The sequence below is a fragment of the Rhodobaculum claviforme genome (assembly GCF_016653255.1).
Taxonomy (GTDB): domain Bacteria; phylum Pseudomonadota; class Alphaproteobacteria; order Rhodobacterales; family Rhodobacteraceae; genus Rhodobaculum; species Rhodobaculum claviforme.
This window is the reverse complement of record NZ_NHSD01000107.1, coordinates 1-12,716: the sequence shown is the minus strand read 5'-3', so window position 1 is coordinate 12,716 and position 12,716 is coordinate 1. Positions and strand designations below refer to the sequence as shown.

Annotated in this window: 14 protein-coding genes; 7 read left to right on the top strand and 7 right to left on the bottom strand. The window is 70.1% G+C overall.

The window, feature by feature from the left end:
• The 5 genes from doeA to CCR87_RS02295 all read left to right on the top strand — a co-directional run.
• Positions 1–1,179 (top strand): ectoine hydrolase DoeA (gene doeA / locus CCR87_RS02315; RefSeq protein WP_207186521.1); only part of this gene is annotated, 1,179 nt, incomplete at its 5' end.
• 52 nt (positions 1,180–1,231) lie between these two features.
• Entirely contained in the window at positions 1,232–2,239 is a 1,008-nt protein-coding gene (gene doeB / locus CCR87_RS02310) for a N(2)-acetyl-L-2,4-diaminobutanoate deacetylase DoeB (protein WP_201155766.1), read from the top strand.
• Between the two features lie 61 nt (positions 2,240–2,300).
• A complete protein-coding gene (locus CCR87_RS02305; protein WP_201155764.1) occupies positions 2,301–3,182 on the top strand; it encodes a LysR family transcriptional regulator in 882 nt (293 codons plus the stop codon).
• Positions 3,175–3,681 (top strand): EamA family transporter, encoded by a 507-nt coding sequence (locus tag CCR87_RS02300; RefSeq protein ID WP_201155762.1) that lies wholly within the window; start codon positions 3,175–3,177, stop codon positions 3,679–3,681. The genes CCR87_RS02305 and CCR87_RS02300 overlap by 8 nt, the downstream gene beginning before the upstream one ends.
• Positions 3,682–3,742: 61 nt before the next feature.
• A complete protein-coding gene (locus tag CCR87_RS02295; protein ID WP_201155760.1) occupies positions 3,743–4,969 on the top strand; it encodes an argininosuccinate synthase in 1,227 nt (408 codons plus the stop codon).
• On the opposite strand, the gene CCR87_RS02290 is transcribed toward CCR87_RS02295, so the two are convergent.
• From CCR87_RS02290 to fabI, 7 genes are all read right to left on the bottom strand, one after another.
• Positions 4,914–5,183 (bottom strand): DUF2849 domain-containing protein, encoded by a 270-nt coding sequence (locus CCR87_RS02290; RefSeq protein ID WP_201155759.1) that lies wholly within the window; start codon positions 5,181–5,183, stop codon positions 4,914–4,916. The genes CCR87_RS02295 and CCR87_RS02290 overlap by 56 nt on opposite strands.
• A 317-nt stretch (positions 5,184–5,500) precedes the next feature.
• A complete protein-coding gene (locus CCR87_RS02285) occupies positions 5,501–7,183 on the bottom strand; it encodes a BCCT family transporter (RefSeq protein WP_201155757.1) in 1,683 nt (560 codons plus the stop codon).
• Between the two features lie 76 nt (positions 7,184–7,259).
• On the bottom strand, positions 7,260–7,673 hold the full coding sequence (locus tag CCR87_RS02280; protein WP_201155755.1) for a universal stress protein: 414 nt from the start codon (positions 7,671–7,673) through the stop codon (positions 7,260–7,262).
• Between the two features lie 270 nt (positions 7,674–7,943).
• Positions 7,944–8,255: a P-II family nitrogen regulator gene (locus CCR87_RS02275; RefSeq protein ID WP_201155753.1), complete on the bottom strand. Its 312-nt coding sequence runs from the start codon at positions 8,253–8,255 to the stop codon at positions 7,944–7,946.
• Positions 8,256–8,271: 16 nt separating this feature from the next.
• Entirely contained in the window at positions 8,272–9,246 is a 975-nt protein-coding gene (locus tag CCR87_RS02270) for a sodium-dependent bicarbonate transport family permease (RefSeq protein ID WP_201155751.1), read from the bottom strand.
• 75 nt (positions 9,247–9,321) lie between these two features.
• A complete protein-coding gene (gpt, locus tag CCR87_RS02265) occupies positions 9,322–9,828 on the bottom strand; it encodes a xanthine phosphoribosyltransferase (RefSeq protein ID WP_201155749.1) in 507 nt (168 codons plus the stop codon).
• Between the two features lie 4 nt (positions 9,829–9,832).
• The gene (fabI, locus tag CCR87_RS02260; RefSeq protein ID WP_201155748.1) at positions 9,833–10,654 is read right to left on the bottom strand and encodes an enoyl-ACP reductase FabI; all 822 of its coding nucleotides are present in this window, start codon (positions 10,652–10,654) and stop codon (positions 9,833–9,835) included.
• Positions 10,655–10,836: 182 nt separating this feature from the next.
• Here fabI and pdxH point away from each other — a divergent pair, with 182 nt between their 5' ends.
• The gene (gene pdxH / locus CCR87_RS02255) at positions 10,837–11,442 is read left to right on the top strand and encodes a pyridoxamine 5'-phosphate oxidase (protein WP_201155745.1); all 606 of its coding nucleotides are present in this window, start codon (positions 10,837–10,839) and stop codon (positions 11,440–11,442) included.
• Between the two features lie 163 nt (positions 11,443–11,605).
• Positions 11,606–12,592, top strand: a complete 987-nt coding sequence (locus CCR87_RS02250) for an amidoligase family protein (RefSeq protein ID WP_201155743.1) — start codon at positions 11,606–11,608, stop codon at positions 12,590–12,592.
• The last annotated feature ends 124 nt before the right edge of the window (positions 12,593–12,716 follow it).

The window sequence follows — 12,716 nt, the reverse complement described above, 5'->3', positions numbered from 1 at the left end:
AACCCCACCCCCCGCTTCCCGGTCCAGGAATATCAGGCCCGGGTGGCGGCCACCCGCGCCGAGATGGAACGGCGCGGCCTCGATGTGCTGATCGTGTCGGACCCGTCCAACATGGGCTGGCTGACCGGCTACGACGGCTGGTCGTTCTATGTGCATCAGGCGGTGGTGGTGGGGCCGGACGGCGATCCGCTGTGGTTCGGGCGCGGGCAGGACGCCAACGGCGCGGTGCGCACCTGCTGGATGTCGGACGACAACGCCATCGGATACCCCGACCCCTATGTCCAGTCGACCGAGCGGCACCCGATGGACTATCTGGCCGCGCGGCTGCACGACCGGGGCTGGGACAGGGGCCGCATCGGGGTGGAGCTGGACAACTACTGGTTTTCCGCCGCCGCCTGGCGGTCGCTGGCCACCAACCTGACCTCCGAGATCGTGGACGCGACCGCGCTGGTGAACTGGCAACGCATCGTCAAGTCGCCGCTGGAACTGGAATACATGCGCCGCGCCGGCCGCCGGGTGGAGAAGATCCACGCCCGCATCTTCGACACGATCGAGCCGGGCCTGCGCAAGTCCGACCTGGTGGCGGCGATCTGGGACGCGGGCATCCGCTTCGACCCGGACCTGGGCTGCGGCGGCGATTACCCGGCCATCGTGCCGCTGCTGCCGTCGGGGTCCGACGCGGCGGCGCCGCACCTGACCTGGGACGACCAGCCGATGAAGGCCGGCGAGGGGACGTTCTTCGAGGTCGCGGGCGTGCACAACCGCTACCACTGCCCGCTGTCGCGCACGATCTTTCTGGGCAAGCCCACGCAGCAGTTCCTCGATGCCGAGGCCGCGGTGCAGGACGGCATGGAGGCCGGGCTGGAGATGGCACGCGCGGGCAACACCTGCGAGGATGTCGCCAACGCCTTCTTTGCGGTGCTCGCGCGGCATGGCATCGTCAAGGACAACCGCACCGGCTATTCTATCGGCATGAGCTACCCGCCCGACTGGGGCGAGCGGACATGTTCGCTGCGTGCCGGCGACCGGACCGAGCTGCGGCCCAACATGACCTTTCACTTCATGACCGGGCTGTGGATGGAGGACTGGGGCTTCGAGCTGACCGAAAGCATCGTCATCACCGACGGCGCGCCCGAGTGCCTCGCGGATGTGCCGCGCAAGCTCCTGGTCAAGGACTGATCCCATCGGTGCCGCCCCTGTCCGGGGCGGCGCCCAACCCCTGCGAGATGTCATGCACCACCCCACCAACCCGATCCGCCCGACCATCGACCTCGATGCCACCGGCAAGCACCACGGCTTCCTGCGGATGCCGCATTCGCGCAACGAGAGCGCCTGGGGCGCGGTGATGATCCCGGTCACGGTGATCGCCAACGGCGACGGGCCGACCGCGCTGCTGACGGGGGCGAACCACGGCGACGAATACGAGGGGCCGATCGCGCTCCAGGCGCTGGCGCACGAGATCGATCCCGCCGATGTCACCGGGCGAATCATCCTGATCCCCTACATGAACTACCCCGCGTTCCGCGCCGCCACCCGCGTCTCGCCCATCGACCAGGTCAACCTGAACCGCGCCTTTCCCGGCCGGCCCGACGGCACCGCCACCCAGAAGATCGCGGATTACTTCAACGACGTGCTGGTGCCGATGGCGGACATCGTGCTCGACTACCACTCGGGCGGCAAGACGCTGGACTTCCTGCCCTTCGCCTGTGCGCACTACCTCGACAGCCGCTCCCAGCAGGAGGCCTGCGTGGCCGCCGTCACCGCCTTCAACGCGCCCTATACCCTGATGCTGCGCGAAATCGACAACGTCGGCATGTACGACACGGCGGTGGAGGCGCAGGGCAAGGTGTTCGTCACCACGGAACTCGGCGGCGGCGGCACCGCCACCGCGCGCACCGCCCGCATTGCCCGGCGCGGGGCGCGCAACGTGCTGATGCACGCGGGCATCCTGCGCGGCACCCCCGAGGTGGGGCCGACGGTGCTGCTCGATATGCCGGACGACGACTGCTACCACTTCGCCACCTGCGAGGGGCTGGTGGAGCCGCTGGTGGACCTCGGCGAGACCGTGGAAAAGGGCGCGGTCATCGCCCGCATCTGGCCCGTCGATCGCACCGGTCTGATGCCGCTCGACCATGTCGCGCGGCGTGGCGGGGTGCTGGCGGCGCGCCATTTCCCCGGACTGGTGCAGACCGGCGACTGTCTGGCGGTGATCGCCACCGCCCTGCACGCCGAGGGCTGATCCCCCGGTTGCCACCCCTGCCGCGATATGCGCTGATGCGCCCGCATTGCAGGGGGAGCGCATGGCCGGGTTCGACAGCTGGGACGAGATCCGCATCGCCTATCACGTTGCCCGCGCCGGCACCGTCAGCGGCGCGGCCGACATGCTGGGCGTGCACCACGCCACCGTGATCCGCCACGTCGACGCGCTGGAGGGGCGGCTGGGCCTGCGGCTGTTCCAGCGCCACGCGCGCGGCTATACCCCGACCGAGGCGGGCACCGAACTGTTGTCCGTCGCGCGCGCCACCGATGAGCAGTTCGCGCAGCTGGCCGCGCGGCTGGGCGTGGGCGGGACGGATGTCGCGGGCGACCTGACCATCACCGCGATCCCCGAGCTGACGCGGTTCCTCGCGCCCGCGCTGATCCGGTTCCAGGCCGCGCATCCGGGCGTCGTGGTGCGGCTGATGACCGACCCGCGCGTGTTTCGCCTGGAATACGGCGAGGCGCATCTCGCGATCCGCGCCGGCCCCCAGCCCGAGGAACCCGACAACGTCGTCCAGCCCTTTGGCCGCATCCGCCACGCGCTGTGGGCCGCCCCCGCCTATGTCGCCGCGCACGGCCTGCCGGCGGGCGCGCATGACCTGGAGGGGCACCGGTTCGTGGGCGCCGAGCGCGCCGACAGCCCCGTCGCCTCCCTGCGCTGGCTGGCCGCGCATGTGCCCGCCAGCGCCATCACCTTTCGCGGCAGCGATCTGGCGGCGCTGGAGGAGGCGGTGATCGCCGGTGCCGGGTTGGGTTTCCTGCCGCCATGGCGCACCGAGGGGATGGTCGCCGCACTGCCCGCGCGCCCAGAATGGGAGGCGCCGCTGTGGCTGGTGACGCATGTGGACCTGCACCGCTCGGCCAAGGTGCAGGCGGTGCTGGCGCATCTGAAGGCCTGCGCCGAGGAGTGGCCCATTGCCTGACACCGCCGCCCACGACCGCCGGCGCGGGCATCTGGCGATGCTGGGGTTCGCGGCGCTGGTGGCGGGGTCGTTCGGGCTGGGCGGGCTGGCGGCGGCGCATGCGCTGTTCACCCCGCTGGTGGCGCGGCTGAACCGGGGCGAGCCTGCGGCGATCAGCACGCTTCTGGTGATGCTGGGCGGGCTGGCGGTGCTGGTGGCGGTGTCGGGGGGCGCGCTGCTGGCGACCGACTGGGGCGCGCTGCCGCCCATCGTGTGGATCACCGCCGTGTATCTGGGCATCCCCGCGACCGCCGTGACCTTTCTGCTGCTGCGCTATGCCGCGATGCGGCTGCCGTCGGCCAAGGTGATGGCCTATACCTACCTCGTGCCCAGCTTCGTGATCGTGTGGGAGCTGGCGCTGGGCCAGACCCCGCCGCCCGCGCTGGTGCTGCCGGGGATCGCGCTGTGCGCCGCCGCGCTGGTGCTCCTGCTCAAGCACGAGGACGGCGCGGCCCCTTGAGGGGCGCTGCAAACCCCTCTAAGCCACCGCAAACCACTCAGATCCGAAGGTGCCCCTGCCCATGTCCAAGCCGCGCAAGGTCGTGCTCGCCTATTCCGGTGGCCTCGATACCTCGATCATCCTGAAATGGTTGCAGGTGGAATACGGCTGCGAGGTCGTCACCTTCACCGCCGACCTCGGCCAGGGCGAGGAGCTGGAACCCGCGCGCGCCAAGGCCGAGCTGCTGGGGATCGCGCCCGAAAACATCTATATCGAGGACGTGCGCGAGGAATTCGTGCGCGACTTCGTCTTCCCGATGTTCCGCGCCAATGCGGTGTACGAGGGGCTGTATCTGCTGGGGACCTCCATCGCGCGCCCGCTGATCTCCAAGCGGCTGATCGAGATCGCGGCCGAGACCGGCGCCGATGCCGTGGCCCATGGCGCCACCGGCAAGGGCAACGACCAGGTCCGGTTCGAGCTGTCGGCCTATGCGCTCAACCCCGACATCAAGGTGATCGCGCCCTGGCGCGAGTGGAAGCTGTCGAGCCGCACCACGCTTCTGAAATTCGCCGAGGACCACCAGATCCCCATCGCCAAGGACAAGCGCGGCGAGGCGCCGTTCTCGGTCGATGCCAACCTGCTGCACACCTCCTCCGAGGGCAAGGTGCTGGAGAACCCGGCCGAGGATGCGCCCGACTACGTCTATCAGCGCACGACCAACCCCGAGGACGCCCCCGACACGCCCGAGTTCATCGAGATCGGGTTCGAGCGCGGCGACGCGGTGTCGATCAACGGCGAGGCGCTGTCGCCCGCAACCCTGCTGACACGCCTGAACGAGATCGGCGGGCGGCACGGGGTCGGCCGCCTCGATCTGGTGGAGGGGCGATTCGTCGGCATGAAGTCCCGCGGCATCTATGAGACGCCCGGCGGTACGGTCCTGCTGGAGGCCCACCGCGGCATCGAGCAGATCACGCTGGACCGGGGTGCGGCGCATCTGAAGGATGAGCTGATGCCGCGCTACGCCGAGCTGATCTACAACGGCTTCTGGTTCAGCCCCGAGCGCGAGATGCTGCAGGCCGCCATCGACCACAGCCAGGCGCATGTGACCGGCACGGTGCGCCTGAAGCTCTACAAGGGCCTCGTGCGCACCGTGGGGCGCTGGTCGGAGCACTCGCTCTACTCCGAGAGCCACGTCACCTTCGAAGACGACGCCGGCGCCTACGACCAGAAGGACGCGGCCGGGTTCATCAAGCTCAACGCGCTGCGACTGCGGCTGCTGGCCATGCGCCGGCGGCGGATGGGCGGCTGACGGCGGCACGCCGACGCAGGGCGGGGGCCGGCACCAGGTCCGGGTCCTCGGCCGCGTCGGGCTGCATCCCGGCGACGGCCAGCAGCGCCGCCGCCTCGGGCCCCGTCAGGGCCCGGGCCGCGGCCTGCGGATCACGGGTCCAGCCGCCGTTTTCAGCCAGATAGATCTCGTCCCCGTCCAGCGGGTCGAGGGCGCGCACGATCTGTGGGGTCATCTCAGGGGTCTCCGTCCTGCGGATCACGTCATCGGGGTCGGGCGTCTCAGGGCCGCATGGCCCGCCACGTCCCTCGACAGCGATCCCCGTGCCGCCCCCGCACGGTGCCCCCCCGCACATGGATATCCGAACGCCGTTCGCCGAAACGCTGTCCCATGACTCGTCCTCCACCGCGTCCGGTACAGCATAGGAAATTTACCCCCTTGCGGCAATCAAAAGGCGATCATCAGGGAGAACGATCCGACATTGTTGCTGCAACGCAAAAAAACGGCCCCCGAAGGGGCCGTTTTCATTGACGCCGCAGTGCCGCAACGCCGTCAGCGCGGCTCGTTCAGAAGCCCGCGGACGATGGCATAGCACGCCACCAGCAGCACGATCGTGAACGGCAACCCGGTGGAGACCGCCATCGCCTGAAGCGCGATCAGCCCCCCGCCAAGCAGCAGCGCGATCGCCACCAGCCCCTCGACGATGGCCCAGAACACCCGCTGCACGACCGGCGCATTGATCTTGCCGCCCGCCGCGATGGTGTCGATGACCAGCGAGCCGGAATCCGACGAGGTGATGAAGAACACCAGCACCAGCACGATCCCCACGAAGGAGGTGATCGAGGCCAGCGGCAGCTCGCCCAGCATCGCGAACAACTGCAGCTCCAGCGCCGCGTCCTGCGCACCGGTGAAGCCGTCGTTGACCACCTGGCTGATGGCCGTGCCGCCCAGCGCGGTCATCCACAGCACCGACAGCAGCGTCGGCACGATCAGCACCGCGAACAGGAACTCGCGCACCGTGCGGCCGCGGCTGACGCGGGCGATGAACATGCCCACGAACGGCGACCAGCTGATCCACCACGCCCAGTAGAACGCGGTCCAGCCCGAGACGAAGTTGCTGTCCTCGCGCGCGAACGGCATCGACAGCGCCGGCAGGTTCACCGCATACGCCCCGAGGTTGGCGAAATACCCGGTGAAGATATCCCACGTCGGCCCCACCGCGATGATGAACACCAGCAGAAGTGCCGCCAGCGCGATGTTGACCTCCGACAGGACCTTCACCCCGCCATCGAGGCCGCGCACGATCGACGCCAGCGCCGCGGCGGTGATCAGGATGATCAGCACCACCATGCCGAAGTCGGTGGCCCCGAAGCCGAACAGGTAATCGAACCCGGCCGAGGCCTGCTGCGCCCCGATCCCGAGCGAGGTCGCCAGCCCGAAGATCGTGGCGAACACCGCCAGGATGTCGATGATGTGGCCCGGCCAGCCCCACACCCGATCGCCGAAGATCGGATAGAACGCCGAGCGCAGCGTCAGCGGCAGCCCCTTGTTGTAGGAAAACAGCGCCAGCGCCAGCGCCACAACCGCATAGATCCCCCAGGGATGCAGCCCCCAGTGAAAGATCGTCGCGGCCATGCCCAGCCGCTCGGACGCCGCCTGGTCGCCCTCGGCCCCGCCCAGCGGCGCCCAGTCGGTGCGCAGGCCGTCCTCGCCCACGCTGATGCCGCCCATCGAGCTTGCGTAGTGGCTCATGGGTTCGGAGACGCCGAAGAACATCAGCCCGATGCCCATGCCGGCCGCGAACAGCATGGAGAACCAGCCCATGTAGCCGTAATCCGGCGTGGCGTCCGGTCCGCCCAGCCGGATCTTGCCCAGGGGCGAGACGATCAGCCCCAGGCACAGCAGCACGAAGATGTTGCCCGACAGCAGGAAGAACCAGTCGAGGTTGGTGGTCAGCCAGTCGCGCATCGCGGTGAAGATCGGCGCCACCTCGTCCTGCAACGCCAGCGTCAGGATGATGAAGGCCAGGATCGCCAGCGCCGACCAGGTGAACACCACCTGGTGGATGTCGAAGGACAGTGTCCAGCTCTTGGCAAAGTTGTCCTGGCCGATCTCGAAATCGGTCTCGATGATCTCGGTATCGCCCTCGGGTTCGGGAATCGGTTCGACCTCGGGGGTGTCCTCGGTCTGGTCCTGTGCCTCGGCGGCATCGGAGTCGACACGCGGGTCGCTCATGCGGTTGTCCTCTCGGGTTGGGTCAAGGCGCCGGGCGGGACCCGGCGCGGGGATGTGGAATGCGCCGCGCTGGGGGTCAGCGGACGATGAAGACCGACGCCTCGGAATGTTCGGCGACGCTGCCGCCCTGCGACGGCATCAGCCAGTCCAGCGGGCTGGGAGGATGGCTGGCCATCACCACCAGATCGGCGCCCAGTTCCCGCACCGCGCGCCGCAGCACCCGGCTGAGGTCGGCCGACGGATCGGGACTGGTCAGCGGGTGGGCGGTGGCGGTGATGCCGTGCCGTTCGGCCTCGGCGGCCGCGAGGTCGTGCAGTTTCCGCGCGAACTCCTGCGGGGTTCTGGCGACGGCGTCGGGCACCGTGCCTGTCACCCCGACATAGATCACCGGGATGCCGTGGTGTTTCGCCAGATCACCCGCGGTTGCGAGCGCCTTTTGCAGCACATCGAGGTGGCCGAGATCGACCGGGACAAGGATCTTGCGGTACATCGCGCTCCTCTCGTCTGGTGACGGTACGGGGCGGGCCGACCTGGCCAGCATAAGTATTGCACCGCCTGATGAGCAGTGCCCCGGGCCGCTGGCTGGCGACCGGTCTCGGCGGTTGTCCGCCGATATCGAGGTCGTGACCATGTCACGGATGCGGCCGGATTACAATCGCGCCGCCAAACCCGTGCGGAGCCCCGTGTCAGACCGCCGTGCCAGACCCCTGCCTGACCCCGGCGCCGGAGCACCGCCGGAGGGGGTTTTCGGGCGCCGCCTTCAGAACCGCTCGGCCCGCAGGATCTGCGTGTCCGTGACGCTGACCACCCCGATGTGGCGGTCGAGGACGGGGAACACCGCCTCCAGCAACGGATCGAGCCGGTCGGGGCGCACGAGGCACACCACGGCCACCATGCCGGCCGCGCGCCCCACCTGCCCCTCGCGCGACCACGGCCCCGACCGGCCCGACCCGCCCGAGACCGGCAGGACGGTATATCCGGTGACGCCCGCGCGGCCCAGCGCGTCGGTCAGGCGGGTCTCCATCATCGCCTCGACCAGGATTTCCACCCGCTTGGCGTCGTGCATCTTCATGGTGTGCCCCCCCCTCTCAGCCAGCGACGGCGCCGGCCACCGCCAGATACAGCGGGATGCCCAGCGTCAGGTTGAACGGAAACGTCACCCCCAGCGCCAGCGTCAGCGACACCGCCGGGTTCGCCTCGGGCAGGGCCACGCGCATCGCCGCCGGCACCGCGATATAGGACGCCGAGGCCGCCAGCACCATCATCAGCGCCACGCCCCCCGGCGACAGCCCGATCACCAGCCCCGCGCCCAGCCCGATCGCGGCCCCGACCGGCGGCATCACCACGCCAAAGCCCAGCACGCCGGCCGACAACGCACCGCGCGCCTGACGCAGGCCACGCCCGGCCACCAGCCCCATGTCCAGCAGGAACAGGCACAGCACCCCCCGGAACGGGGCCTCGATGAAGGCCGAGATGTCGGCCAGACCGTCCTCGCCGGTGATCCAGCCGATGGCAAAGGCGCCCACCAGCAGCACGATGGAGCCGTTGAGAAGGATCTCGCGCCACAGCCCCGGGCTGTCGTCGGGGCGCCCGCCCGCGCGGCTGATGATCCACAGCGCCGCCAGGATCGCCGGCGCCTCCATCGCGGCGGCGACGGCGACCATGTACCCCTCGAACGCGATCCCCTGCCCCTGCAACAGCGCCGAGGCGGCCACGAACGTCACGATCGAGATGGAGCCGTAATGCGCCGCCACCGCCGCCCGGTCGGTCACCGACAGCCGCGTGAGCACCCGCAACAGCCCGAACGCCACGAACGGCAGCCCCGCCGACAGCACCACGCCTGCGCCCAGCGCCAGAACCAGCCCGGTATCGACCCCATGCGCGGCCACGCCGACTCCGCCCTTGAAGCCGATGGCGAACAGCAGATACAGCGACATCCCCTTGGCCACCGCCTCGGGAAAGCTGAGGTCCGAGCGTGCAAGCGCCGCCGCCATCCCCAGCGCAAAGCACAGGATCATGGGCGAGATCAGGTTCTGCCCGGCCAGCGAGATCACGTCGCCCAAGACCACCCCCTTCGGCTGCCAGCACCGTCTATCCCGTCCCGAGGGCGGCAGCGCAAGGGTCGATGCGGTCGCGCCTCAGCGGCCGCGATACGGTTCGACGTATTGCAGCGCCATGTCCCAGGGAAAGAAGATCCAGGTGTCCTGGCTGACCTCGGTGACGAAGGTGTCGACCATGCCGCGGCCCTCGGGCTTGGCATAGACGGTGGCGAAATGGGCGCGGGGGTAGAGGCTGCGCACCAGTTCCAGCGTGCGGCCGGTGTCCACCAGGTCGTCGACGATCAGCACGCCCTCGCCACCCTCGCCCATGGTCTCGGGGCTGGGGTTCTTGATCACGCGCGGCGCGGTCTGGTCCTGCCAGTTGTAGGACTTGACCGAGATCGTGTCGACGGTGCGGATGTCCAGCTCGCGGCTGACGATCATCGCGGGCGCCATGCCGCCGCGGGTGATCGCGACGACCGCGCGCCAGGCGCCGTCCGCGCCGGGGCCGTGCTTGTCCAGCCGCCAGGCCAGCGCGCGGCTGTCGCGGTGGATCTGGTCCCAGCTGACGTGAAAGCCCTTCTCGTGCGGCAGGCGGTCGGTCATGGCGTTACCCTTCGCGCGCGGTGACGGTGGAGATGTCGGGGGCGTCCACGGCCTTCATGCCGACGACGTGGTAGCCCGCGTCCACATGCAGCACCTCGCCCGTGACGCCCGACCCGAGGTCCGACAGCAGATACAGCGCCGAGCGCCCGACCTCGTCCTGCGTCACGTTGCGGCGCAGCGGCGAGTTCAGCTCGTTCCACTTCATGATGTAGCGGAAATCGCCGATGCCCGACGCGGCCAGCGTCTTGATCGGCCCCGCGCTGATGGCGTTGACGCGGATGCCATCCTTGCCCAGGTCCTCGGCCATGTAGCGCACGCTGGCCTCCAGGGCGGCCTTGGCCACACCCATGACGTTGTAATGCGGCATGACCTTTTCGGCGCCGTAATAGCTCATGGTCAGGCACGATCCGCCGGGCCCCATCAGGGCCGTCGCGCGCTGGCACACCGCCGTGAAGGAATAGACCGAGATGTCCATCGTGCGGCGGAAATTGTCCGGGGTGGTATCGACATAGCGGCCGCGCAGCTCGGCCTTGTCGGAGAACCCGATGGCGTGGACGACGAAATCGAGCCCGCCCCACGCCTCCTTCACCGCGTCGAACAGCGCATCCAGCGAGTCCGCGTCCCCCACGTCGCACGGCAGCACCAGATCCGACCCGACCGAGGCCGCCAGCGGCTCCACCCGTTTCTTCAGCGCCTCGCCCTGATAGGAAAACGCCAGCCGGGCGCCCGCCCCCGCGCAGGCCCGCGCAATACCCCAGGCGATGGACTTGTCATTGGCGACCCCCATGATCAGGCCGCGTCGGCCGTCCATCAGCTGCATCGACATGTCTGCGTGCCCCGCTCAAGTGCAAACCAGACTGTGCTTTAGGCCATCGCCCCGGGCGCATCAAGGCCGCGCCAGCGGTGGTCCCGCCCTTGCCGGCCCGCCCGTCGGCCGCATGTTGTGGGCGCAGCTTGCACCCCCCGACGCACCCCGCCATACCGGCACCACCAACCACGGAGACACGCATGGCCGACCGCAGCGGCATCTTCGCCGGAGACGACCCCTTCGCCATATCCCGCGCCTGGCTGGCCGAGGCCGAACGCTCCGAGCCCAACGACCCCAACGCCATCGCGCTGTCGACGGTGGACGCGGACGGGCTGCCCAACGCGCGGATGGTCCTGCTCAAGGAGGTCGAGGCGGCGGCCTTCGTGTTCTACACCAACTATGACAGCCGCAAGGCCGCCGAGATCGACCACGCCGGCAAGGCGGCCTTCGTGATGCACTGGAAATCCCTGCGCCGCCAGATCCGCGTGCGCGGCGTCACTTCGCGCGAGGACGGGGCGAAGGCGGACGCCTATTTCGCCTCCCGCTCGCTGAAAAGCCGCCTGGGGGCGTGGTCCTCGCGCCAGAGCCAGCCGCTGGAGAGCCGTGGCGCCCTGATGGCCGAGGTCGCCCGCCGCACCGCCGAATTCGGCACCAACCCGCCGCGGCCGCCGTTCTGGGGCGGCATCCGCATCACGCCGCTGGAGATCGAGTTCTGGGCCGACGGGGCGTTTCGTCTGCACGACCGCTTCCGCTGGGCGCGCGCCACCCCGCAGGCGCCGTGGACCGTGACCCGGCTGAGCCCCTAGGCCGGTGATCCGCACGGCACAGGTGTCCCCGCGCCCGGCCCCGCGCACGACACCAACGCCCGGCCGCCACGGACGACCTCGACGGGCGACCTCGACGCGCGGGCGGCCGCCGACGCCGGGGGCGGCGCTGGAAACCCGGCCGCGCCGCGCCTAATCTGCGACCATGAGCCCCGCGAGCCTCTCCAGCGTGACCAGCCGCATCGACCGGCATGCCTTCTGGGCATTGCCGGTGGCCCACCGCGCCGACGGCGCCGATCGCCGTGCCGGGCTGGAGGTGGAATTCGCGGGCCTCGACCTCGGGGCCACGGCCGAACTGGTGCAGGGCCTGTGGGGCGGGCGGATCGAGGTGGCCTGCGACGGCCGCCTGCGGATCGCCGGCAGCGTGCTGGGCGATGTCACGGTGGAAATCGACAGCGCGCTGGCCCGCGACGGGCTGGAGGGGCTGCTGCTGGAGGCGCTGGGCGATCTGGTCCCGCTGGAGATCGTCACCCCGCCGCTGGCCCCCGCCGCCCTGCCCGAGGCCGACCGGCTGGTGGCCGCGCTGCGCATGGCCGGCGCGCGCGGCACCCGCGAGGCGCTGCGCTTCGGCTTCGGGCTGCACCTCAACCCCGAGATCGTGGCGCCGGGGGCGGTGGTGCCGGTGGTACGCGCCTATGGCCTGCTGGAGGACTGGTTGCGCGCCGCCGATCCCGTCGATCCCACGCGCCGGCTGCTGCCGTTCGTCGACCCCTGGCCCCGCGCGCTGCTGGACCGGCTGGCGGCGGACGGCGCGGGCTGGGATGTCCCGGCACTGACCGACGCGTATCTGGAGCTGACGCCGACGCGCAACCGGGGCCTCGATCTGTTGCCGCTGCTGGAGCATCTGGAGCCCGACCGCGTCCACGCCGCCCTGCCCAAGGGCCAGGCCAAGGGCGGCCGGCCCACCTTTCACTACCGCCTGCCCGAGGCCCGCGTGAACGAGGCCGACTGGTCCGTGGCCTATGAATGGAACCGCTGGGTGGTGGTGGAACGGGTCGCCACGCGCCCCGCATTGCTGGACACGCTGGCCGAGGAATGGCAGGCACATCGTGGCGCGCTGTTCACCATCCGCCCTGACTGGGCCCGCACGGTCGAGGATCACCTGCGCGCCGCGCGCATCTGGGTTGCCTGACGCGCGCCCCGCCGCCGTGCGTGTCCTTGCCCCTGTGCGGCCCTGTCCGCCACTGCCCCCCCCGTTCCGCGCCTGCCCGACCTGTGCCTGTCCCGTAACTCTGCCCCGCACCTGCCCTCTGCCA

Excerpts from the sequence above, each read along its gene's own strand:
- CCR87_RS02290 (WP_201155759.1), bottom strand. The coding sequence starts at position 5,183 with ATGACCCCACAGATCGTGCGCGCCCTCGACCCGCTGGACGGGGACGAG.
- doeB (WP_201155766.1), top strand. The coding sequence starts at position 1,232 with ATGCACCACCCCACCAACCCGATCCGCCCGACCATCGACCTCGATGCC.
- pdxH (WP_201155745.1), top strand. The coding sequence starts at position 10,837 with ATGGCCGACCGCAGCGGCATCTTCGCCGGAGACGACCCCTTCGCCATA.
- CCR87_RS02285 (WP_201155757.1), bottom strand. The coding sequence starts at position 7,183 with ATGAGCGACCCGCGTGTCGACTCCGATGCCGCCGAGGCACAGGACCAG.
- CCR87_RS02305 (WP_201155764.1), top strand. The coding sequence starts at position 2,301 with ATGGCCGGGTTCGACAGCTGGGACGAGATCCGCATCGCCTATCACGTT.
- CCR87_RS02250 (WP_201155743.1), top strand. The coding sequence starts at position 11,606 with ATGAGCCCCGCGAGCCTCTCCAGCGTGACCAGCCGCATCGACCGGCAT.
- CCR87_RS02280 (WP_201155755.1), bottom strand. The coding sequence starts at position 7,673 with ATGTACCGCAAGATCCTTGTCCCGGTCGATCTCGGCCACCTCGATGTG.
- gpt (WP_201155749.1), bottom strand. The coding sequence starts at position 9,828 with ATGACCGACCGCCTGCCGCACGAGAAGGGCTTTCACGTCAGCTGGGAC.
- CCR87_RS02275 (WP_201155753.1), bottom strand. The coding sequence starts at position 8,255 with ATGAAGATGCACGACGCCAAGCGGGTGGAAATCCTGGTCGAGGCGATG.
- fabI (WP_201155748.1), bottom strand. The coding sequence starts at position 10,654 with ATGTCGATGCAGCTGATGGACGGCCGACGCGGCCTGATCATGGGGGTC.
- CCR87_RS02295 (WP_201155760.1), top strand. The coding sequence starts at position 3,743 with ATGTCCAAGCCGCGCAAGGTCGTGCTCGCCTATTCCGGTGGCCTCGAT.